The sequence below is a fragment of the Leptothoe sp. PORK10 BA2 genome (assembly GCF_034932105.1).
Taxonomy (GTDB): domain Bacteria; phylum Cyanobacteriota; class Cyanobacteriia; order Phormidesmidales; family Phormidesmidaceae; genus Leptothoe.
Map to the genome: position 1 here is coordinate 1 of NZ_JAYGIG010000121.1, position 23,031 is coordinate 23,031.

21 protein-coding genes are annotated in these 23,031 nt (G+C 48.5%); 10 read left to right on the plus strand and 11 right to left on the minus strand.

Features of this window, described 5'->3' with window-relative positions; translation table 11 throughout:
- The first annotated feature begins 154 nt into the window (after nucleotides 1–154).
- Nucleotides 155–967: a class I SAM-dependent methyltransferase gene (locus tag VB741_RS18470; protein ID WP_323366669.1), complete on the plus strand. Its 813-nt coding sequence runs from the start codon at nucleotides 155–157 to the stop codon at nucleotides 965–967.
- An 82-nt stretch (nucleotides 968–1,049) separates the two neighbouring features.
- Here the strand turns inward: VB741_RS18470 and VB741_RS18475 are convergent, their stop codons facing one another.
- Nucleotides 1,050–2,231 (minus strand): TRC40/GET3/ArsA family transport-energizing ATPase, encoded by a 1,182-nt coding sequence (locus VB741_RS18475; protein WP_323366670.1) that lies wholly within the window; start codon nucleotides 2,229–2,231, stop codon nucleotides 1,050–1,052.
- A gap of 354 nt (nucleotides 2,232–2,585) precedes the next feature.
- On the opposite strand from VB741_RS18475, the gene VB741_RS18480 reads away from it, so the two are divergent.
- Both VB741_RS18480 and ruvB read left to right on the plus strand, forming a co-directional pair.
- Nucleotides 2,586–2,993, plus strand: a complete 408-nt coding sequence (locus VB741_RS18480) for a hypothetical protein (RefSeq protein ID WP_323366671.1) — start codon at nucleotides 2,586–2,588, stop codon at nucleotides 2,991–2,993.
- A gap of 129 nt (nucleotides 2,994–3,122) precedes the next feature.
- Entirely contained in the window at nucleotides 3,123–4,289 is a 1,167-nt protein-coding gene (gene ruvB / locus VB741_RS18485) for a Holliday junction branch migration DNA helicase RuvB (RefSeq protein WP_323366672.1), read from the plus strand.
- Nucleotides 4,290–4,665: 376 nt separating this feature from the next.
- On the opposite strand, the gene VB741_RS18490 is transcribed toward ruvB, so the two are convergent.
- A complete protein-coding gene (locus VB741_RS18490) occupies nucleotides 4,666–4,812 on the minus strand; it encodes a hypothetical protein (RefSeq protein WP_323366673.1) in 147 nt (48 codons plus the stop codon).
- Nucleotides 4,813–4,926: 114 nt separating this feature from the next.
- Between VB741_RS18490 and VB741_RS18495 the strand changes: the two genes are divergently transcribed.
- Complete coding sequence (locus VB741_RS18495; RefSeq protein WP_323366674.1) at nucleotides 4,927–5,565, plus strand: hypothetical protein; 639 nt, start codon at nucleotides 4,927–4,929, stop codon at nucleotides 5,563–5,565.
- Between the two features lie 97 nt (nucleotides 5,566–5,662).
- Here VB741_RS18495 and bicA read toward each other — a convergent pair whose 3' ends face one another.
- The gene (gene bicA, locus VB741_RS18500) at nucleotides 5,663–7,312 is read right to left on the minus strand and encodes a bicarbonate transporter BicA (protein ID WP_323366675.1); all 1,650 of its coding nucleotides are present in this window, start codon (nucleotides 7,310–7,312) and stop codon (nucleotides 5,663–5,665) included.
- Nucleotides 7,313–8,446: 1,134 nt separating this feature from the next.
- On the opposite strand from bicA, the gene VB741_RS18505 reads away from it, so the two are divergent.
- The 3 genes from VB741_RS18505 (at nucleotide 8,447) to VB741_RS18515 (ending at nucleotide 11,016) form a co-directional block, all read left to right on the plus strand.
- Nucleotides 8,447–9,571 carry a DUF1611 domain-containing protein gene (locus VB741_RS18505; protein ID WP_323366676.1) on the plus strand — a complete coding sequence of 375 codons (1,125 nt, stop codon included), beginning with the start codon at nucleotides 8,447–8,449 and terminating at the stop codon, nucleotides 9,569–9,571.
- Nucleotides 9,572–9,661: 90 nt separating this feature from the next.
- On the plus strand, nucleotides 9,662–10,732 hold the full coding sequence (locus tag VB741_RS18510) for an alanine/ornithine racemase family PLP-dependent enzyme (protein WP_323366677.1): 1,071 nt from the start codon (nucleotides 9,662–9,664) through the stop codon (nucleotides 10,730–10,732).
- 56 nt (nucleotides 10,733–10,788) lie between these two features.
- Complete coding sequence (locus VB741_RS18515; RefSeq protein WP_323366678.1) at nucleotides 10,789–11,016, plus strand: hypothetical protein; 228 nt, start codon at nucleotides 10,789–10,791, stop codon at nucleotides 11,014–11,016.
- A 183-nt stretch (nucleotides 11,017–11,199) separates the two neighbouring features.
- Here VB741_RS18515 and VB741_RS18520 read toward each other — a convergent pair whose 3' ends face one another.
- Complete coding sequence (locus VB741_RS18520) at nucleotides 11,200–13,581, minus strand: NACHT domain-containing protein (RefSeq protein ID WP_323366679.1); 2,382 nt, start codon at nucleotides 13,579–13,581, stop codon at nucleotides 11,200–11,202.
- A gap of 299 nt (nucleotides 13,582–13,880) precedes the next feature.
- Between VB741_RS18520 and VB741_RS18525 the strand changes: the two genes are divergently transcribed.
- Complete coding sequence (locus VB741_RS18525) at nucleotides 13,881–14,204, plus strand: NfeD family protein (RefSeq protein WP_323366680.1); 324 nt, start codon at nucleotides 13,881–13,883, stop codon at nucleotides 14,202–14,204.
- Between the two features lie 129 nt (nucleotides 14,205–14,333).
- Nucleotides 14,334–14,570, plus strand: coding sequence for a hypothetical protein (locus tag VB741_RS18530; protein WP_323366681.1), 237 nt, complete (start codon nucleotides 14,334–14,336; stop codon nucleotides 14,568–14,570).
- 93 nt (nucleotides 14,571–14,663) lie between these two features.
- Here VB741_RS18530 and VB741_RS18535 read toward each other — a convergent pair whose 3' ends face one another.
- The 7 genes from VB741_RS18535 to radC all read right to left on the minus strand — a co-directional run bounded on the left by VB741_RS18535 (nucleotide 14,664) and on the right by radC (nucleotide 22,435).
- Entirely contained in the window at nucleotides 14,664–15,044 is a 381-nt protein-coding gene (locus VB741_RS18535; RefSeq protein WP_323366682.1) for a hypothetical protein, read from the minus strand.
- Nucleotides 15,044–16,795, minus strand: coding sequence for a VWA domain-containing protein (locus VB741_RS18540; protein WP_323366683.1), 1,752 nt, complete (start codon nucleotides 16,793–16,795; stop codon nucleotides 15,044–15,046). Before VB741_RS18540 ends, VB741_RS18535 begins: the two co-directional genes overlap by 1 nt.
- Nucleotides 16,796–16,875: 80 nt before the next feature.
- Nucleotides 16,876–17,508 (minus strand): hypothetical protein, encoded by a 633-nt coding sequence (locus VB741_RS18545; RefSeq protein ID WP_323366684.1) that lies wholly within the window; start codon nucleotides 17,506–17,508, stop codon nucleotides 16,876–16,878.
- 182 nt (nucleotides 17,509–17,690) lie between these two features.
- Nucleotides 17,691–19,034 carry an IS701 family transposase gene (locus VB741_RS18550; protein ID WP_323366685.1) on the minus strand — a complete coding sequence of 448 codons (1,344 nt, stop codon included), beginning with the start codon at nucleotides 19,032–19,034 and terminating at the stop codon, nucleotides 17,691–17,693.
- A gap of 697 nt (nucleotides 19,035–19,731) precedes the next feature.
- The gene (locus VB741_RS18555; protein ID WP_323366686.1) at nucleotides 19,732–20,130 is read right to left on the minus strand and encodes a hypothetical protein; all 399 of its coding nucleotides are present in this window, start codon (nucleotides 20,128–20,130) and stop codon (nucleotides 19,732–19,734) included.
- A gap of 218 nt (nucleotides 20,131–20,348) precedes the next feature.
- Nucleotides 20,349–21,173, minus strand: coding sequence for a metal-dependent phosphohydrolase (locus VB741_RS18560; protein ID WP_323366687.1), 825 nt, complete (start codon nucleotides 21,171–21,173; stop codon nucleotides 20,349–20,351).
- Nucleotides 21,174–21,667: 494 nt separating this feature from the next.
- The gene (radC, locus tag VB741_RS18565; RefSeq protein WP_323366688.1) at nucleotides 21,668–22,435 is read right to left on the minus strand and encodes a RadC family protein; all 768 of its coding nucleotides are present in this window, start codon (nucleotides 22,433–22,435) and stop codon (nucleotides 21,668–21,670) included.
- Nucleotides 22,436–22,584: 149 nt separating this feature from the next.
- Here radC and VB741_RS18570 point away from each other — a divergent pair, with 149 nt between their 5' ends.
- Nucleotides 22,585–23,007 (plus strand): DUF1824 family protein, encoded by a 423-nt coding sequence (locus VB741_RS18570; protein ID WP_323366689.1) that lies wholly within the window; start codon nucleotides 22,585–22,587, stop codon nucleotides 23,005–23,007.
- The last annotated feature ends 24 nt before the right edge of the window (nucleotides 23,008–23,031 follow it).

Genomic DNA, 23,031 nt, shown 5'->3' on the forward strand with positions numbered 1-23,031 from the left:
AAACGACCGCTTGGTCAAACGATATCAACCACAGGCAACGGGGGGTTGACTGGCAGATGAAGGTCGATGATGCTCGCTGTAAGCTAGCCTCCGTTTACCCTAAAATTAAGCTTTGACACTGCACTAGTTGGCTAACACTGTTTGGTAATTGGTGATGGATAGCCTTAGCTCCATGGATACCCTCAACCCAACCGAAAGGTTTTCAAATCGGGTAGCTGACTATGTTAAATATCGGCCCGATTATCCTGCTTCGCTAATGGATTATCTGGTGGAATGCGTTGGCTTGAAGCCAGAACATGTGGTGGCGGATGTGGGGGCTGGTACAGGATTACTCACCCAGCTGTTTCTCAAGCAGGGAAACCGAGTATATGGGATTGAACCCAATCCTCCCATGCGGGCCGCCGCTGAAGATGGATTGCGAGCCTATGGCAACTTTGTGAGTGTGGCTGGCCAAGCGGAAGCAACCACGTTAGAAGCCACTTCCATCGATTGGATTGCGGCGGGTCAGGCATTTCATTGGTTTGACCAAGGGGCGGCCAGGCTAGAGTTTTCGCGCATTCTGAAACCGGGTGGTTGGGTGGCTCTGATTTGGAATAGTCGGCTGATGAGTGACCCCTTTCATCAGGCTTACGAGCATTTTTTGTTGGCCCATCTCCCTGATTATTCTAGGGTTAAGCAGCGACGACCCACCGCCGAAGAACTGGCGGTATTTTTTGCTCCTGCTGCCATGACTATTGCTGCCTTTGATCACCAGCAGGTGTTTGATTTTTCAGGCCTACGGGGACGGTTGCTGTCCTGTTCCTATGCGCCCAAAGAAGATGGGGCGAACTGTGGGACGAACTATGGGGTGATGATGGAGGAGTTGCGATCTCTCTTCGAGCGTTACAGTCACCAAGGCCAGCTAATCTTTCGCTATACCACCCACCTTTACTACGCCCAGCCATACCCCAACAGCAAAACGGAGTGAACCGGGGTCCACTCCGCTGACGAGATATCGCCTGGGATACTGACTGAGATTTTATGGTGTACGGCCCAGGGGATGGCGACAACTAGCTCATGGGCTTAAAGCGAATCTTCAAATAGTCATCTTCCATCTTGGCCCCGGCAGGCTGGAGGGCTGCTAAAGACTGGGGAAGCACCAAATTACGCCGATGGTTGCCAATGCGAATATTTAACTCATCGGCATTTTTACTCAGCTCCACCTGGCTTTTGGGAATACCGGGCAGATAAACCTCTAGGCTGTAATTGTTTTCTTCTTGCACCACCCGCAGGGTTGTTTCCTTGTAGTAAACCTGGGTGGGATCTTCGTCCCCATAAATAGTCTCCTTTAGACGCTCCAGGGCAGCCAGGCCACACATCTCCTCTGAGAATAGGGGGACTTCTTTTACCGGTAACGGACTAAAGTCATCGTGAATCTCTTTCCGATAAACTTCCTGGTTCTCTTTCCAGCGCTTAAAGAAGGGATCCGTCACCGCATCAGGAATAATCCGGTTGGCCACCACCATATCCGTACCGACGTTATAGAGACTGAGATAGGCATGGGCCCGGAGGGACTCCTTCAGGACCATTTTTTCAGGATTCGTCACCAGCCGGACAGACGTGGTCGTCGTATCTGTGAGGACTTTTTCCAACTCCACGAGCTGTTCATAAAACTCATAGGGAGCATCCATCACCTCATTCGTCGGCAATGAGAATCCTGCCACGGGTCGGAAAATGGGTTCCACCAAGGGACGGAGGGCGGCTGACACAGCTTGAAATGGCTTGTAGAGCTTGCGCATGTACCATCCAGCTACCTCCGGCAGGCTGAGTAACCGCAGGGCTGTCCCCGTGGGGGCAGAGTCGATGATTAGCACATCATACTCATTCTCGTCATAGTGGCGTTTCATCCGCACCAGACTAAAAATTTCATCCATCCCTGGCAAAATGGCCAGCTCTTCTGCTTCTACACCATCTAGCCCACGGGCTTGCAGCACCTGGGTGATATAGCGCTTCACCGCACCCCAGTTACCCTCTAACTCGCGCAGGGCATCTAGTTCCGCCCCCCAGAGATTGGGCTTGACTTCACGGGGATTGTGCTCCAGCTCCATATCAAAGCTATCAGCCAGGGAGTGAGCCGGATCGGTGCTCAATACTAGGGTTTTATAGCCCAGCTCAGCACAGCGTAATCCCGTCGCCGCTGCCACCGACGTCTTGCCAACGCCGCCCTTACCCGTCATCAGGAGTACGCGCATACCTACCTTAGAAACGTTACATTCTTTTACTGTAACGAGTTTTACACCATTGCGGCAGATGTCTTTGGTGTCGATACCCGGAAATGAGACCTACAGTTCGGTGGATGGTAGGTCGTAACCTAGGGTGAGCCTTAACCGAACTGATACGCCCACAATGTCGGGACACAACATCGTTGGGCCCGACATCTGGTGTCGATATCTGGCTCACTGCCAAGACTTTGACAATGTGTGGGTTAGACTTGCGGTGGCCAGGGAACTCTGAAACCGATAACGATGACTCCGATAGCGGTTGGACTCCATGGCCATGGAACGCACTGACAGGATGAGTCGTCCTCTAGGTACGGAGGAATTATTATGCTTAAAAAATTACTTTTTCTCAGCTCTGCCCTGTTGGTAGCTACGGCATCCACAGCTGTCCAAGCAGCAGAATGTGTCTATCAATGTGGGTCAGATGAAATTCAATTTACCCCTGGACAGGCGGTGATCTTAGAGGTGGTGAACCGTACGGGGGGACGGGTGAGCCTGGAACGGGTATTGGATTTTAACCCCTATGGCATGTGGCCGGATCAGGTGATTACCCTGGATGTTCAGGTGGGCATAGGGGATTTATCCCTGGTGTTTTGGGAGGCGGCCCGGCGCCCCATCGAAGTGCGGCTGCATCGGCCCAATGCCAACCGATTACAGATTGAGCTATTGCCCAGTGGTGCTGTCAATGACAGTGCGGTACACATTGTTAACGATGGACGCGTAGTGATTTACTAAACGTTATAGTACATTTGTTGTGCTTGCGATTGGTGGATTTAGGACGACCTTTTCTGGTTACAGGGTTTTGAATTTACGCCAATTGCTGCTCAGTAATGTCCATTTATCTACATCGTTGGTTGAGTTGCCATGGCAATTATTTCATCCAAGCAGCCGGAGCCTGATCAGGCTGGCGATCAACCGCAGCAACCGAAAAAAACACTGCCAAAACCGCCGACGCAAAAGCCAGCGGGCCAGAAAAACCAGCTTTTAGAAACGGAGGCTCGCCCCGATGAAGTGAGCCGGAATGATGAGGGTATCCGTCCCCAAAGCTTAGATGATTACATCGGTCAAAAGGCCCTCAAAGAGGTCTTAAACATTGCCATCAAAGCGGCTCAATCCCGTAAGGAGCCGCTGGATCATTTGCTGCTTTACGGGCCGCCTGGTTTGGGAAAAACCACCATGGCCCTAATTTTGGCCCATGAGATGAAGGTGGATTGCAAGATCACCACCGCTCCAGCCCTAGAGCGGCCCAGGGATATTGCGGGGCTACTGGTGAATGTCAAAGCAGGGGACATTCTCTTTATTGATGAAATTCATCGGTTGTCGCGAGTGACCGAGGAAATCCTGTATCCGGCTATGGAGGATTCTCGCCTGGATATCACTATTGGTAAGGGGCAGAGTGCCAGAACCCGCAGTATTCCTCTGCAGCCCTTTACCCTGGTGGGGGCCACCACTAAAGTCGGTGCCCTCACATCCCCCCTGCGGGACCGGTTTGGCTTGGTGCAGCGGCTGCGGTTCTATGAATTGGATGAGCTGACTAAGATTATTTTGCGCACGGCGGCGGTGCTTAAAACCGACGTGGAAGAACCTGGAGCGCTGGAAATTGCCCGTCGGTCTCGGGGCACGCCGCGCATTGCCAACCGTCTGCTGCGGCGGGTGCGGGACTATGTGCAGGTCAAGGCCTCTGGCCCCATTACTGAGCAGATTGCGGGGGAGGCGCTAGAACTGTTTAACGTGGACCCCTGTGGTTTGGATTGGACTGACCGGCGACTGCTGTCGGTGATGATTGAAAACTTTAATGGTGGCCCAGTGGGTCTGGACACAATGGCGGCGGCCACGGGGGAAGACTCCCAGACCATTGAGGAAGTGTATGAGCCCTATCTATTGCAAATTGGCTATTTGCAGCGTACCCCCAGGGGCCGCATTGCCACTCCAGCCGCATGGCGACATTTAGGATACGAAATGCCTGAACGACCTATGCTAGTTGCAAAGCCAGAGCCTGAGGACAATATTGATCAACTTTCTTGGATGTAAACTTTCTTGGATGTAAAGGACGTACAAGGTCTGTTCCACCCGATCTTCGCGCCCCAAGCACGGGGACGCAGTACGCTCGAAACATAGAAACCGCCTGTCTTCGAGATGATTCGCCCGGGGGAGAGGTAGTCATTCAAAAGTGAGCTAATGTTCAGCAACAAACCTGAAGCCGATTAATCAGTTCCAAACGGTGACGAAACAAACTGCTTCAAAAACTCTCGCTGCTGCTCCAATGTTCGAGACGGATTACTACTACGCATCGCTCCATACAACAGCTCTGATTTCACCGCTGAACAAACCGCCATCTCCTCAATAGGTGTAGCCAACAATCAATCTCGTACGGTAACGGATTTGCTAAGGAACTCGTCCCAGTCATTCACACCTGCACTGGCTGATAAATCACCATCATTTCTACTTGCCGATCCGTTAATCCGACCGGAATTTCGAGGTGCAGCATGCCATCCTGCCCCACACGCTGCCGTACTCTAATGCTTTCAATGTTGGATGACTCCGGACTGAGCACGATCCCTACTCCATTGGAACCACAGCTCATATCAGCCTAAACGGCTACGACTTAATCCCACTTTGGCTGACGGTTAACTGATAAAATCGGTGGGTTATAAATTGTGACGCGGTCTTGGGTGTAGAACTTCGTAGCTACGTATATATTGACAATTTGCAACCACAGCACGCTGCTTACATGGGCAGCGTTTCTGTTGGTTTCTTACCATTGCCTGGTGATGCGTCCCTGTGGGTTGAAATTTCCCCTGGTATTGAAATTAATCGCATTACGGATGTGGCTTTAAAGTCGGCGGTGGTTACTCCTGGGGTTCAGATCGTAGAGCGATTGTATGGCCTGCTCGAAATTCACTCCAGTAGCCAAGGTGAGGTGAAGGCAGCAGGATCTGCGATTTTGGATGTCCTGGGGGTGAAAATGCGCGATCGCTTAAAACCGCGCCTGGTATCTAGCCAGGTGATCCGCAACCTAGACCCCCACCATGTGCAGCTGATTAACCGTACCCGGCGGGGGAATATGATCTTGGCGGGGCAAACCCTCTACGTGATGGAGGTGGAGCCTGCAGCCTATGCCTCTTTAGCGGCGAACGAGGCCGAGAAGGCGGCCCTGATCAATATTCTGCAGATTTCGTCCATTGGTAGCTTTGGTCGACTTTACTTGGGTGGAGCAGAGCGGGATATTTTAGCGGCGGCGCGGGCGGTGGAGGACTGTTTGGCTAATGTGCCGGGGCGCGATCGCAACACCCTCCAACTCGAATAGACCCCTGCCTCAAACAGTCCCCGATAGCGAATAAAGATCACCATGGTGGCCCAGGAGCCAAGGGCTACTAAGTTCTCTTCAAGTCTCCCTGAAAGTTTCACCCAACGTTGACCGCCGCCGCAGCATATTTCAGGGCTTCTTCACGGTTCTCAAACAGGTGATTTGGCGGCAATAAACTCAATACCTTGAGACTTTCAAGCCGCTTTCGAGTCTGACCGGCTGCACCGACAATAAACACATGACGACCTTTTTCTAGGGCGTCCTTGATGGCATTTTCAATGGTGAGGGAGGCGGTGACTCCCATGTGGGGCACATCGGCCAAGTCAAAGACAATGGCATCGCAGTCTTTGATGGCATTATGTTGTCGGGTAATGGCCTTGGCCACGCCGAAGATCATGGGACCACTTAAGCGAAACAGCAAAATCCGATCCTTCGCACTGTTTAACCAGTGTTTTTCATTGGCATTCAGCAAAATGGTGTCATCGTCGTCGCTGATGGTCCTGACTGATTTCGACTGGAGGAGACTCATTCGCTCAATGGTGAGGATATTGGCAATGAAGACACCTACACCCACGGCGACGATCAGGTCTACTAAGACGGTGAGGATAATCACCAAATACATGATCATTGCGCCCTTAAGGGAAACCTGATGGGCGCGCTTCAAGAAACTCCAATCGATGATATCAATCCCGACCTTGAGGGCGATACCGGCTAGTACCGCCAGGGGAATGGTGGCAGCGAGGTTAGCGGCACCCAAAATGACGATTAGTAACAGGACCGCGCGGGTTAGGCCAGATAGGGCAGTTCTTCCTCCAGATTGGATGTTGACCACGGTTCCCATGGTGGCACCAGCACCTGCGATGCCACCAAATAGACCAGACATGATGTTGCCAATACCTTGGCCGATCAGTTCTTTATTAGAATCATGCTCTGTGCGGGTGAGGCTGTCGGCCACCATGGAGGTGAGGAGGGCATCGATGCAGCCCAACATGCCTAAGACAGCGGCATTGATGACCATGAGCTGGAACTGGGCTGGTTCGATGGTGGGTACCTGAATCGACGGAAACCCCATGGGAATTTCGCCGATGCGGCGGATGTCTATGTTGGGAAATAGGATGAGAGACAATAGGGTGCCGACGATCAGCGCAATTAACTGGGGCGGAATCACGCGCTTAAACCGGGCGGGCATGAACCAAATAATTGCGATGGTGATGCCCGCCAGCGCTGTTTCTGCTGGCTGGATGTTGCCCAACAGCTCAGGGATAGATTGCAGGGTGCCAATCACCCCTCCAGAGGGACTAGCCTGTCCTAAAAAGGGCCCTATTTGTAGGATGATGAGAATGATGCCGATGCCAGACATAAAGCCTGAAACCACGGTGTAGGGCATCATAGTGACATATTTTCCTAGCCTTAGGGTGCCAAAAATGATTTGAAACACTCCGGCCATCATCACGACGGTAAAGGCCATGGCCAGGCCATTGTCGGGGTCAGCTGCCGTGAGGTTGGCAATGATTGCCGTCATCACCACGGTCATGGGGCCAGTGGGTTCTGAAATGAGGGAGGGGGTACCGCCAAAGAGGGCGGCAAAAAAACCGACTAACACCGCTCCCCATAGACCGGCCACTGCTCCGGCACCGGAGGCGACACCGAAGGCTAGGGCCATGGGTAGGGCGATCACTGCAGCGGTAATCCCACCGAAGATGTCACCGCGTAGATTGCGAAAGTGGATTTGGTTGGTAAGTTGCACGGCTACACTATTTTGAAAACAGATTGGGCGTTGCTGATCTTCATCAGTAACAGGACGGACTTGGAGGCATCCGACTAGTGCTCTTGCTACGGTGGGGCAGCAAATTGGCTAAAAGCATACTTGCTGCTATAGATCTAGGTCTATGCGAAAATTTGACTGATAGATTTAAGTCTATATTAAAAAGGTCGAGGTTTAGATCTAACCCTGGATAAAAACTACTAAAACTATTGCAGGATTTGCATGCGGTACTTTTGTGCTGAGTAGATTATCCAAATTAGGCTTCAGACTCCGAAGCTCCCTTTTCCCAATACTGGGGTTAACTTAGACTCAAAGCCTCCACCATGTAGCCCAAGGTTCAAGAAAAGGGGTTTGGGGCATATTCGATGAGGTCAAACTCTTGATCTTCCATCTTGTAAATGATTAGACCAATAAATGATTAGACCAGCCTACTTATTGGGTCTGGTAATTACTTCTGGCAATCATTGTTTATGGGCTGACGTTGCAGATGATTGCCCCCGTCGTACTCAGTTCCGTAGATCGAAGCTCAGGGTGGTTATGTCTTTTGTTATATGGAAAATCTTCTTGAATCTTCTTTGTATTCTATGATGTAACCACTCAGCAACAGTTAGGGGTGCGATGTGAAGACTCTCTGAGGACTGGTTAGAACTTGAGGGAAATCTCTTATGGCTGCTAAAAAGGTGAGTTATGGGAGTTGTTTTATCTTGTTTAGGGAAGAAGAAAGTACTCCCCGACTACCTACTCTGTTAGTGGGTTAGCCTAATCGTTTATTGAGATAGAAGATCAGGGGTCCATTGATGGGACAGGGGAATTAATCCAAAAAAAGTAATGTGTGTTACTGTTAATGTGGGCTAAGTACAAACCGAAACTCGATTAGGTCTTGAGATTTCCGTTACAAATCTACATCACTTAGGCCTTTCAAAAGATTTGCAAGGGCGCTTAGTTATATGGATGCTTGCAAAGCTAGTGAGTAGAAAAAATACGGGTCTCAAAGTGAACAACATCTGATCAGTATTTTTTTCATATCAGGCAGGGTTTTTAAACTTTAGGGAAACTTTTCGGTTTCAAAGGAGCTTCTTGAGGGTCCGGTCTACGGTCCTGAGGGAAATTAATGGAATGGTAACCACAAAAAAAACGGCTTTAGTTTACTGCGAGAGTGAATTTGGCTTAGCGGATGGGAAAACTGCCGCAGGGCTCGTGAGGCATTCTGAAATCTATAGAATTGTTGGAGTGTTGGATAGCTCATTAGCTGGCAAGGATGCAGGGGAGGCATTGGGGGATAAAAAGAATGATATTCCCATTTTTGCCAATTTAGATGATGCTTTGAGTCATCTCCCAGTGTTGCCAAATTGTTATGTATATGGGAAAGCACCCTTAGATACCTACATCTCCATAGCGGAAAGATCTCTCATCTTAGAAGCAATGGAGAAGGGGATGGATATCATTAGTGGTCTGCATCAATTCTTTTCTGAAGATCCAGAGTTTTCCCATATGGCGGTGACCTGTGGTGTCCAAATTGAGGATGTTAGAAAACCGCCTAAATTGCAAGATTCCCATGTTTTTACGGGGCGCATAGCTACGGTAGATGTGCCTGTAATTGCTGTACTGGGTACCGATTGTGCTTGCGGGAAAATGACTACCGCAGTGGAGCTTAACAAAGCCTTAAACAATCTAGGCTTGAAATCCGTCATGGTTGCCACAGGGCAAACCAGCTTGATGCAGGGGGCCAAGTATGGCGTATCCATGGACGCACTGGTGGCCCAATTTGCCATCGGTGAAATAGAAAATTCTGTTGTTCAGGCTTTTGAACAGGAAAGTCCCGATATTATTTTAGTTGAAGGACAAAGTGCGGTAAGTCATCCTGCTTTCATGAGTTCCATTGGTATTTTGAAGGGTAGTTTACCCGATGGTGTGATTCTGCAACATCCGCCTGTGCGACGATTTCGATGTGATTTTCCTGGGTTGGCGATGCCCACGGTTGAAAGTGAAATTCAGCTGATTGAGACGGTTTCTTCGTCTCGGGTAATTGCGATCGCACTAAGCCACGAAAATCTACCAGACGAAGAAATTCCGATCATCATCCAGGATTACGAAGACCGTTTTCACTTACCCACAACGGATGTATTGCACTACGGGTGTGAAAAGCTGATTCAAGCCTTAAGCGCTCGCTTTCCCAGTCTGAATCAAAAAATTAATCCACCTGTGCCTTTAGAACCGTTGCCCGTATTGGCCATGGGGTAGGACACCATGTCGTGCCGTTGCTGATTGAGAGGATTTATTCAAATCGATGTATCCCAAGCTCAGCAACGGCCAATATCTGGATAGATATCGATGAACGCGTTCATGCCAAGAATAGAAATTTCCCTCGCTCAAATCCGGCACAACGCTGAAATCCTATCTGAACTCTATGGACGCCAAGGCATTTCCTTAATGGGCGTATCCAAGGCGACCCTAGGAGATCCATCAATCGCCAAGGCCATGATTCAAGGCGGCGTAAAATTTATTGCCGATTCTCGCCTGGAAAATATTCAAAAAATGAAAAATGCAGGCGTTGCGACCCAGTTTGTGCTGCTACGCACGGCATTGAGCCAGGCAGAAGCTGTGATTAACAATGTCGACATTAGTCTCAATACGGAACTTGAGACGGTGAGAGAGCTTGCCCATTATGCCAAGATACACGATACGGTCCATCAGATTATTCTCATGGTGGAGTTGGGCGATCTGCGCGAAGGCATATTGCCTCCTGACCTGCCTCAATTTATTCGCATAATTCTTGGCCTACGCCATATCAAACTCCTTGGCATCGGCTGTAACTTGGCCTGTTACGGTGGCATCAAGCCAGATAACCAAAAGATGCATGAGTTATCCAGCTTGGCTGACGCCATTGAAAAAGAATTTAAAATTAAGTTAGAAATAGTCTCGGGCGGTAACTCCGCTAACTATGAATGGTATGAATCGGCCCCACAGGTGGGAAGAGTTAACAATCTACGCTTGGGGGAATCGATTCTTTTAGGGTGTGAAACCATTAACCGAAAAGCCATTCCAGGCTTGCACACCAGCGCTTTCAATTTGATTGCCGAAGTCATTGAATCCAAATCAAAGCCATCTTTGCCCTATGGTGAGAGCTGTCAGACTGCCTTTGGCAATAGTCCCACCTTTATCGATCGCGGCATCCATCTCCGGGTGATTATCGCCTTGGGCAGGCAAGATATTCTATTATCTGGTTTAAGGCCCCATAAAAACCTGGAAATACTCGGGGCTAGTAGCGATCATGTTGTTCTCGACAGCGAGAATTATGATTTGCAGGTGGGTAGCGAGGTGACGTTCGATCTTGATTATGGTGGGTTGCTGTCGGCCATGACATCTCCGTTCATTAAAAAGCAATTTATCGGCTGTGCGTAGCTCCAGTCACCTGGCCGGAGCGAATGTGCTCAGCCACTGCAACCCCATGGATTTCAATGGTAACTAATTGCCCTTTGCTGGTAGAACTCCTTGAATGTCCGGTAGCCCGAACCATTGAAAGCAATGACGATGGTTATTACCTCGCTGATACTCAACCGAGACTGATAGCCTTTCAGCTGGCCACCCCACGGCAACCGGGGGATAGCTCGTTCACAGAGCCGCTCAAACTCGCGGTAGAAGTCGTCCACGTCGCAGAAGATTCGGGTCAGGTCGAGGCTCGCTAAACTCAAAGACATGGCTGAGGTGCTTAGAATTCAATACTTTGAGCGTCACCCTCAGCCTTTCTTTCTGCACTTTACTCGTTGTCGAACTCAGGTTGATCAGGGTATTCCTTTGTACAAAGTCCAATACTTGATTTATCAGAGGACTTCCTTATTGCTCCAAATGAGATTAGCAAGAGCTGGTCCCTAAGTAATGCTTTCGTCCATCGGAAGCAAGTAATTTTTCTCAAGTTTTTCTCTCACTTCACGTGTTAGGTAACAATCACTTTTCAGGCAATCATGAATGAGTGTGCTGGCGTTGTAATAATCTTTCAGTATAGTTTTTGTGTCTCCATTCAAAGACCATTCCTTTCCAATATTCCTATGCATAATTGATATCTCTCTTAATTTTTTAATCCACTCATATCCATTTTTGTCCCACCACTCAATTACCGGAATTTTGCTATCAATGAGCTGATTTCTCAACATGGATATACCCTGCTTAAGGCCTACCAGTTGAATCTTTTGAATACAAATTCCCATATTCCTTATTAAGATATTGTGGCTATTCTCTATTTCAGATGTACGTTCATCTATTTTAATCTTTTGTGATAGTGAGGGAATAAAATTAACGTTTTTCTGAAGCCAAATACTATGATCAAGAATCTTCATTAACATGCAGTCAAGCTCTAGATCAGAATGTTGTTTGTAGAGCTTACTAAGCTGATTCATTACGACTAGCTCAAAATAAACAATCTGGGCTGAAGATTTTAGCTCTGAACTGCTTATAAATTCTTGGTTAGAAAAAACCTTGTCTCTCAGCCAAGACATAAATAACTCTATTTCTTGATGGTCTTTTACTATGAAATCAATCTTGGCTTTAGCAGCCAAGAGCAGTTTATCTGCTTCCCTTGGAATGGAAACAGACATAAGAAATACTTCTCTCCATCTATGATCGTGAATATTATTTATAACCATTTTCAAATGTAAGTCTCTCTCCTCTAAATTTGAACTATTAGTAATTGAATTGGCTACGAAATACTCATGAAAAGTTCGATGTGAGAACGCGTATATTCCTCTTGTGACCTCCATTATGATTCCATGTTGAACTATGATTGCATTTAGAACAGCAGCAGCATCTATATCAATTTCTTCTGGATGACTTATAAATTTTGGAAGATTTTGAATATAGTCCTTTATTATACTTTCCACTAATCTTTTTTTAAATAAGCCTTCATCACGCTCAAATGTTTCAAGCGCTATTTTACTTAGCAAATCTTCTTTTCTCTTTTTAGAAAGTCCCTTATAGACTTCAGGCCTTTCTACATTTCTAGATTCGTCCCACTTTTGTAGCAAAACAAGTACTCCCTGCTCATATAATTCATAACGGCTATGAGGAAGATCTCCGGAGTTGAGGAAAGTAATGCATAGCAGTGTTAGAAGTAAAGGGTTCGAAGCTAATTCCCTTATCCCTTCCTCCTCGTTGATACGGTTAAAAAACTTCTCTATTTTTTGGTTCACTAGAGCTGCTTCTTCATCTATTTTTTTGTGAGCTTGAAACCAGTTCTTTGAAAATTGTCTAATCTGTTCATCTGAAAAATCACAGATTTCTGCTTCTGTAAAACCCTCAAACGTATATTTATTGGCCGCCACACGACAAGTAATCAAGAATCTATTGTTCTGAATATCAGAATCTAAAAGTTCTTTTATTTTTTGAGTAACCTTATCCACTTCTTTTTGACGAATTTCATCTAATCCATCTAGGAGAAATATGATTCTTGAATGAAGCAATAATCTATCTAGATCATCTTTAGTAACTTCATATTTAATAAGTTCTTCCTCAATATACTCTCTGAGAGTAAGGTTCTTGTGGTTATTTTGAAAATCTTTTAATGAAACAAAAACTGGAACATGTCCTGGTAAGAGTTTTGAACTATTTGCAAGAACAGCAATATGTTTAAGAAACGTCGTTTTTCCTGCACCTGGCTTGCCCAAAATCAATAATTTGTTGGAGATATTTAAGACATTAACGCCGTCAATTTTCGTGTCAGGTAATAGAGATAACTGCTTGTTTTTTTGGCCTTTTCTGTCTTTAATACTTTCAATAACGTCAGGCATTTCCATTTGAATCTTAGACAGAATTTTGTCTGTAATTTTAACTTGTGTGAAAATTTCCTGAACTTCTATAGGTTGGGTCATGTCGAGAATCTGCATGTAGCCACACTTCTTTTTAATCCAGCCAGAAATTTGATTTTGAGTATCTTCGGCTAATGCATCGACAGCATCTTTAACTCGTGTATTGGCTATAGCGCTATTTGGGTGCGCCATCTCATACATATCAAGGACTTTATAAAAAAGCTCCTTGGCCTTGCCTGGGCCTCGCCCTTCCCCTAAGCCGAACACCTTGTAAACCGTAGTCATTCGGTTACTGTACAAGCTTCTCGCTATGTTTAATTCCATAGCGACCTTCATATCAGTCCGATCTCGATCTACTAAACGTTCTACAAATGCAGCCTTAGCAAATGCATTGAGCCCTTTCTGATCGGCTAATTTTTCAAGATAATCGCGAGGAATAGAAGGCATGTTCATTATTAGGGACATCTTTTCCTTATATATCATTCGAAAAAAAAAGGAAACCTATTAGAGCCCTAAAAGGAAAACGTCACGATATGTCAAGCAATGTCATCAGCTTGTCCTTAGATTATTTATGTACTTTTTTTAGAACATATAATATGTCATCAGATATCCGGCTATGTCTCTCTATATCCCATGAACCAGGTCAGTATTGAATTTGTCATTCTAGTTCTAGGTGAGTTAAACCTGTTTCAACAAGAGCCTGATAACTCATCCGCATTTTTATTCCCAAATTGCACTAGAGGGAGAAACACATGTTAGGACTACTCCGAGTTACTGCTTTCCTTAATAACGGACATGTCGAGCAAGCCCACGTTTTTGAAGCACCATTCCATTTAATAGATTTTAATCGGATGGAAAATAGATATTTAGCTGAAAAATGTGTTGTAGAAAAGCCTCTTGCTGCAAAAGGAGAATACAGGGTCAAAATTGGCGGCTCATGGTGGAATGCTCAAAGCCACAATGGGTGTTTATTAGAAGTTGGTCAATCAGTTCATGTTATTGGGAGAAAAGGTTTAACCCTCTTGGTTAAACCAAGGCAATATGCTTATACATTTAGAGGGAAAACCTTCTCCTAAATCAGATCTAATTTGGAATTACATTTAAAGCACTGCTAAAAGCTTGGACTTTGTACAAAACTGGCGAAAGGGATGTGCTAGGAAAAGGTAATAGGCGATAAAGAGTACAAACACGCTCAGCTTATTGCCATGACTACTCCAGATCTTATCAATCAACTCGTTCAATTGCAGGCGCAGATTTACGCTAGTTTTAGCCAACGTTCAGACAGTGTGATGGATTTGTTGGATTTGCTCTGTGCCAATACCGGTGCTAATTCGGTTGTAGAGTTAAGTCTTAATCCGCTATTTCGTCGAGTTGGACTTTTAACAAAAACTTGTGGGCAGCCGTTTTTGTCTCTGCAGAGTACAGAGCGTATTGTCGTCTGACACACCTTTTTGTTAAAAGTCCAACAGCTCTGTTTCTCTCCAGTCACCTTGCCGAGACGGGAGGGAAATTTACTTGGCTAAATTATACTAACCCTACGGTCCACATTTGAGCACAACAGTCTCTGGAAACTGTTGCTGTAACTCAGTCAATGTTTCAGGGCTGGGGGCTTGACCAAAGGGATTACCCAAATCCTCGGGGGTGGGAATCGTGGCCAGGGCCGTTTGGTCAATATCCGTCACCACCACCACCTGGGAAATCTTGCGCTGGTTGGCCTGACTCTTTTGATACAGGTCACCGTAGGGTTGAACCACAGAGGACTGCCACTGGGCTGGGGGACAATAGCTCTGATCAATAATGACGGTCACTTCTGGTACCTGAACGGTATAGCGTAGCCCCAGGCCCAGGCCAGCAAATGCTAACCAGCCGAGGCCGAGGGTACTTAAGAGACGTTTTGTGGGATTGAGGGGGGCCATTACAGATTTACTTGGAATAAGTCCTTAAACAGGGTTTGCACATTTTCCGGGTTGCCTTGCTTCACTGTTGATTCTCTCAGACTGGCAATGGCTTGTAACTCTGACTCGTTGATGTCACCATAGGCAATGGGATAGAAGCGCACCTCACTGTAGGCCATGATGTCTTTAACATCTTGGAACAGGTGACCCGCGTTAACCGCCCCATCGCTGAGTAATAGTAGATAAAACCGACCGTTGGGGTCGCTGGCTCGTTTTTCCATCAGTTCAGCTAGGGCTACCATGACGCCGTCATACATGGCGGTGCCCCCATCGGCTAAGAGTTGGTCAATGGCCGCCAATAGCTTTTTCTGTTGTAATTCATCAAAGGGTGTGAGATCTAGTCGTCGCACTGGCTGGTCGGAAAAGGTGACTAGGCCCACCTGGTTGCCCTGGTTGATTTGCTGACTGGCAATGCGCAAACCGGCTTGAACTGCTTGGAGTGGCTCCCCTTCCATGGAGCCGCTGGTGTCGATCACCATTTCCAGATACACGGTGCGACCGCTATCTTTGTTGTTTTTCCAGCTGGACTGGGCAGCCAGTAGAGTTTCTCCATTGGGGATGGGGGGATGGGAGGCTTTGAGATAATCGGTTTCGATAAAGCCCTGGTTGTTGGCCAGCTTGACCATGGCAGGAGACTGGGCAAAGGTGGCGAATTTTTGCAGGGCAGCGGCGGTCTCGGGGGTATTCCAGTCAAAGCCCACTAGGGGGTTGTTGTGGGGGATGCCAAAGGGAATAAACTCAGTGTTTTCAAATCCGGAGACTTGCTTGAGGGCCAGGTAGTTTTGGTATTCTAAGGGGAATGCCTGGAGTTTAGTTTGGTCTCGGAGAAAGAGTTCTTGCAGCTCTAAGGTAGTGGGGGTGGTGATCAGCACCTGGGATTGAAACTGGTCAAAGACGGACTTGACTTGGGGGGTTTGTAGCTCAGGGATGGTGAGGGCTTTGCCGTCTTTTTGGTGTCCGGCGGCGCGCCAGTAGAGGGTGTAGAGCAGGTTTAATGCGGTGGAGCTTTTGTAGGGGTTGGGGTAGGCCACGCTGACCTGGCCCGCTGCGATCGCATTCAATAAACTGTCAAACGTCACCTCACCACCGCCCTGGAGCTGTTGATAAACATCACCGGGCACTACCCAGCCAGCGGTATTCGCCACTAAACGCTCAGCGACGGGGATGACGTTAATATCCTGGCTTTTGATCATGGACACCCATAGATCGTTGGAGGGACTGTAGCCTGTCGGTTGAACAGCCCCTGCCCCAATCAGACGGGCGGCGGTGCCGGAGTCGACTTTACGGATGCCCACCTGGATCACTTTACCGGAGCTGCTTTTTTCCTGTTGTTGGTTAAAGGCTTCGGCCACTTCCACCAGCCAGCGTTCATTTTGCCGGTCAATATTGGCCTTTTCCGAGGAACTGTAGATTTCTAAGTAAACTTGGTTGGCCTTGGGTGAGGCTCCGTAAAGGGGAAATTCCTCGATATTTGGCAGGGGGTCAACAATTTGGTCGACGGTGTAGCGGCTGGCGACTTCGTCGGAGACTAAATTGCTGACGACGTTGATTCTTGGCAATACATTTTTTGTGAGGGATTGTTGGGCGGTTTCTAGGGAGGTGACGGAGGATTGACAACCCACCATAAAACCCAGGCCCAGGGTAAAAACCAGCCCCAGGGCAACGCTGAGGAGATGACGATAGGTGCGGTTGGGAAGCAGTTTTTTGAACATTGATAGTGCTTAAAGAAACGATTACAGCGGGTGTCTGGTGTTAGGCAGTAGATGAATGCTCGATTGGCCCCAGATAGACGTTAGGTTTCTAAAATTTCTTTATTGGCGGCGATCAGGATTTCTAAGCGCTGGGGCAAGGGGGTGTCCCCCTGGGAGAGGCTGGCCAGGGCCACCTGGTCCTGGAGCTGCTGCAGCTGCCGGTAGGTTTGCTCCATGCGATCGCAACTTTGCTGCAGCCGCTGTTTGGCCATTTGCCGGTAGGCGGGGGTTTGAATCTGAGCCTGCACCTGAAGGCCATCCGCTACCTGCTGGGCTAGTTCCACCACGGTGTAGAGCGCTTCTAGCAGTTCGGCACGGAGGGTGGATTCGCGATCGCAAATGCCCATGGCAAAGGCTTGGGACTGCAATGCCCAAGTCTTAACCTGCTGCCAAGTTTTATCGCCATCGCGGGACACTTGGGCCTGGATTGCATCAATCCGCCGTTGAAAGCTAGCCGCATCCAGGAGATCCGTATCATCGTTTTCCCCCACCGGGGGTATCCCATAGCCCTTGATCCAGCTACCCACCATCACCGTGGCCACCGCTCCGCCCCCCACCCAGGTCACCGGTCGGTTCCCAGCCAAAGAAACTAACAGACCAAAGCCCAGGGCTGTGCCCAAGAGTAATCCATAGGTCTGAGGTTGACGTCCCAGGGTGGGCCAATTAATGGACATAGGGTTTACGCGCCTCCATGCGCTGCGGATCTAGGTAGACGACTCTAATATTTAGATGATTACCTTGGCCGATGCCACTTGCTCAATGGTAGTAGAAGGCGTTGCGTGACAGTTAAACCTCCTAGGAATATGTTTATTTCACCGTAAATTCCTGAATGATGTGCTTAGCTCGACTTTATCCATTAAGCTGCGTAGCAAAGTAAGTCAGACCAAGTGTTGAAAAGGTCTACTGGGACTTTAACCATCTCAGGTTCATGCATCGACATCTGAAAAGTCTTCAATTGCCAAAGTCGTTGTCTGACTAGGGCTAGTGCATCTGCGAATGTCGGGAGAGTCTTGTGGTACCAGATTGTTTTTGGCAGCGTAAACGGTTGTTGTTTTTGCAATTGGTCAGCCAGAGCGGTGACGATAGAGAATAGGGCAAGCAGCGCGGGAGTGGTTCGTAGAATGGCTTTATCAGTCCACTGTCGTTGGGTTTCAACGCCCAGATGAGCCCGAACTTCGGCAAAGGTCACTTCCACCTGCCAGCGCAGGCGAAACCACGTCGAGATTTGAATGGGCTCAGTGCTCACGTCAGTGCAAAGCAATGCTTGGGTTTCAAACCGCCGCTTAGGATCTTTAATCAAGACCCATCGAATGGGCACGGGAGGCCTGCCTGAGTGATACCAAACAGCGGTAGACGAAGCGATTTCCAAGGTGTAGTCACCGTGGCCATACCAGTCTTCCATGACCACGGTTTGCCAAGGGGTATAGGGATTATCGATGAGTGCTTTGAGGCCTGGTAATCGCGGCCCCACTTTGCGAGGACGTCCTAGGGTCCCCGGAGCCCGAGGGGGTGCGGGCTGATACAGTTGGGCATCTAAACGCAGTCGGGTGACCATATGTACTGGGGTGGGCAGCTTAACCAAGGCTGCCAAGAGTTCCAAGGTCGCAAAACTACTATCGGCAACCACCACAATCGCTCGGGTCGGTAGCCATCGACGAACCTGAGTGAGCATCTGTCTAGCCCAATCGGTTAATCGTTTATGCCGTCGTCCTTGTGCTTGATGGTAGCGTTCTGAAGGGGCTAAGACGGTCAAAAAGGGGAGTCCCCAAGTTCGCTGTGCCCAAGGAATCGGGACTAATAGCTGTAAACTCAACCAGCGCAGTCCACTGGCTTTGACCAAGTGGCTATCACTCGAACGGACGGGGTCTCGATAGATCCCTTTAGCCGCGATCTTCTGCCCCCGTCGGCGCTCTATCGTATCATCGAGTCCCATCACTAACCAGCCGGTGGGGGCAAACACTGCCAGGATATGGATTAACACGATACGACTGGCCGCAAGGCTTGACCATACCGCTCGATTGAGCACCCGATGATAGGTTTGAAAGTTGACTGCCTCACTCAAGCCCATCACTCTCAAAATTGCCGTTATCGTTCGTTTGCCCGGTGCTAAAATAGCCCCAAGCAACAGCACCTGAGCTGAGACCCAGACTCGATGAGAGAATAAAGGGGCGAATATGCCCAGCACACTCAGTATTTCCATTCGCAGCAAGTTGGTTCTGATAAACCTATTGTGCTTGCTGCTTTCCTCTTAATCCATATGTTTGGATAAAGTCGAGCTTAGAAGGATCATTCCCCAGCAGGAACTCACTATAGTCAGCCAGGGTATCAACTACGGAAACTATTGCGTCATAGGTACAATCGCAGTCAGGGGAGGCATGACGGAGGTTATGAATTATCTTCTCGGTTAAAAAACTACCCAAGAAAACAATCGACCATCCCTGGAGTGGAGAATTCTTAAACGATTGCAATCGCTATATTGCTAGTTCAAACCCAGCAGAATAATCTTTTTTATCGCAATCTGATGCAACCCTTCACCAGATTGCGACGCCCATAGCTTTTGTTATCTAATGTTTTCAGCGATTACCTCTGGTGTGAACTATGGGTGCAAAGCTATATTAGAAAATACAGTTGTTTCATTGGCGACGTTATCCTTGAAACCCAGGCCAGGGGATAAAATCTAGTTGCACTGCCATGGTCTGCAATGATAAAAAAGAACACTTCACCTACCGAGGTTTCCCAGGTGATAACAAAATAAAATAACAACAGCTATGGGCGCAAAGCTATCAATGCTTTGCCCTAAACCACCCCTAAACCACCAGAAAACACCGCATCTTCCTGATTAGGGATGCGAAATATACTTATTGCTCAGTATTTAGGCTTAGGTGCCTAAATTTGGACTATTTCAGCACCGTGTCCAAAATATCTCTAGCGGGTTGGGCGTTTTCTAGGGCTGCTTGGTAGTCGCTATAGATTCGCACCAATTTAGACAGGCCACTGACCCCGATTTTGAGCTGCTCTAGCTCATCCCCCGATAATAATTCTCCATCCAGCATTCGCACAATTAAGGGTTTAATATCCCCCACTTCCTGGCGTGACTTTTGCAACTTGTCCACCGATGTCATTAAGGTTTTGAGGGCGTTGAAGATGGTATCCAGGTTATCGGTGTCAACCGGTGTTTCAGTGGCTGGGGCAGCGGGGGGGGCGGGTGCAGGTGCTGTCTCAGCTGGGGCAGTTACCTTTTCCTCAAGCTGAACTTTGGGTTTACTTACATTGGCGGGAATATTGGTGGGAGCCATTAGTCTCTCGGTGAAGAACAGCCACTAGTGTAGGGTCTTTCCGTAAATATGGGTATGAATGTTACCAGATACGGCCAGTAAAACTTAATCAATGGTTTAGATGGTCATGGCTAACTCGAATCTGCATAGCCGTGCCCCAGGAGGCGACGGTCTTGGGATTGACCATCATCCCAAGGTGAGAGTCCGTTCTGGCGCAACTCCCCATCCCTAAACCTAGGTCAGTCGCCGGATACATTGGCCTGGAGTTCTGTCACGATTTTCTGACCTGAGGGGGTGTGGTTTAGATAGGCGATCGCTTCTTCCACATACCCATGTACACAGTTGCGATAAAAATCTGATAGCCCTGACTGCACATCGATCAGATGGCGATAGCCCAAGGTTTTATTGGTGCCATTTTGCTCAAACTCATAAAATAGGGCCGGTAGCTTTTGCAGATAGTTGCGATCGCTAAACTGCCCAATCAGATCCGCCGATCTGCCTAGGCTAGCCAACCCCTGGGGATCTGGCAAGCTACCCTGACGGACCGGAAACCGGGTCAGATCCACAATTTGCTGCACCGTCGTCATATCAATCAGGTGTTCATCCTGAAACTGTTCTTTGACATACTGCTTACCCCGATCCACATGGTAGTTACTTAAGGATGCATCGGTGGAGCCCAAGGGGAGAACCACGAAATTATTTCCCAACCCCGTCGTATGAAGTCCCTGTTCACAGTCATCCTCCTGACAGGCACCTTTGCAATAGCCAATGTCATGGCACAGCAAAGCCACCACCAAATGTAACCAATCTTCCGGCGTTACACTCCCAAACCCGTCACACACCTGTTTGGCCTGCAAAATTTCCTGCCCAACGGAGGTGACTAAAATCGTGTGCTCTAGGTCATGGTAGAGGGCATCGCTTTGGGCAATGGTATCGAGCACCCTGGGCGCGACGGCACCCAAAAAATCGACATGGTGAGGCTGACCCTGACCAAATACGGCTTGATAGGTTTCCTGTAAATAGCTAACAAAGGTTAGAACTAGCGTTTGCTTCGGGCTATACATTGGCGGATGGATTAAACCCCTAGTTGTAATCAAGCATCACCCTGGCAATCAAAATGGTACCTGGTTCTGGGGCAGAATATCTGCCTGTCACCTTTGAACTGTGTGGGTGCTTTACGGAATTTAGTTATGCCCACGGCCAGCAGCACCCAAAATAGATAGGTGGATCAAATATGTGGGTCAAATACGCAGATAAACCATGTTCAAGTAAAACCCGTTCCTGTCTCCTAAGTAAAATTACCGTTCTGGACGCGAACAGGGTTTATAACGCTATCATCGGCCAAAACACGGGTGGTTACATCCCTTTTTACACCCAAGAATGATTGCATTGCATCGTACATATGCAGGACGAGCATATCTACTAGACTTGTTCCTGGCATGGACTATCCAGGGTTTGGGGAATCTCTAATTTTGACTTTAACGAAGATGGCCGTCATGCCAATTCAAAAGCACAGGACGGGGGATGGAAAAGGTTATCTATCCCCCTATTTCCCGGGTCACTCTGCCTGATCATCCCAGAGGGCCGTTGTTTGGCGCAGACTGAGGAAATCTCCGTTTCCTAAAATCAGATGATCTAAGAGGGGAATGCCTAGGATGTTGGCCCCTTTGAGTAGCTGGCGAGTTAAGTCTAAGTCCGCCTGACTGGGTTGGAGTTCGCCTGAGGGATGGTTGTGGGCCACAATCACGCGGGTAGCGCCCTGTTTAATCACTTCCCGAAAAATCTCCCTTGGGTGGGCCAAGGTTTCGGTGGCTGTGCCGAGGGAAATGACTTTGGTGCCCAGGAGTCGATGCTTTACGTCAAGTAGTGCGATCGCAAATCTTTCCTGGGACTGCCACATTAAATCCTGGCCCAGGGCCGCTGCAGCGACGGCGGGATCATCCACCACTGTTCGATCGGTGGGGCGATTTTGTAAAACCCGTTTGCCCAGTTCCAAGGCGGCGATGATGGTGGCGGCCTTGGCCAGCTTAATGCCGGGAATCTGCATCAGTTCTTGGGGACTGACCGTTCTAAGGGCCTCTAGGGAAGACTGCCCGTCCTTGGCCAGCTCGTTCAAAATATATTGACCCAGGTTAACCGCCGATAGCTTATTGCCTCGGCTCACGCCAGTGCCTAGCAAAATGGCAATCAGTTCTGCCGGAGTCAAGCTCTTGGCTCCCCGAGCCATCAGTCGTTCCCGCGGGCGTTGCTCCGTGGGCATGTCCTTTACCCGCAGGTTATAGGGGCTGATCTGGTCTTCTTGGCTGCGATCGCAGGTGAGTGTCATTCGATGTAGGCTCAATGGCATAATGATTACCGCGCCGCTCTGGAGCGGCACCATCATGATTTAGTGAGCCCAACAGTCCGCCTAAGAGCGACCCCACTTACCCAAAATCAGAACAAGTCCACCTGAGCCCCCCTCTTCGTCTAGGCGCTATGTCAACCTTCCAGCCCACCCCCGCCAATATCCAAGACGTGCGCCAACGGTTATCCAAGTTCAGCAGTCTGGCGGTCCCCCCACAACTATCTCTGCCCCAGAAGCAGGAGCTGATGGAAGCGCTGCTGTGGTTTAGCGACCTAGCCGAATACGAAACCTTGGGCATTTGTACCGACACCCTAGCTGCGGGTAAGGCAGCCATGGAAGCCTATGTCCGCAAGTTGGCCCGGCCCATTAATCTGGAGCTGCCTGAGCGGGAAGGCGCAGTGTACATCAAGTTCAATACCCTTAAAGGAGCCTGGTATCTGGATGACTATGTCGGTCCTAACCGGGGGGTGCTCGTGTCATTCCACACCACCGAACCGGAATATGACCTAGTGAATGGCACCTATGGACCGTTTCCCCTGGACTTGTTTGATTAGTTTGGCTTAGTTCAAGCAGTTTGG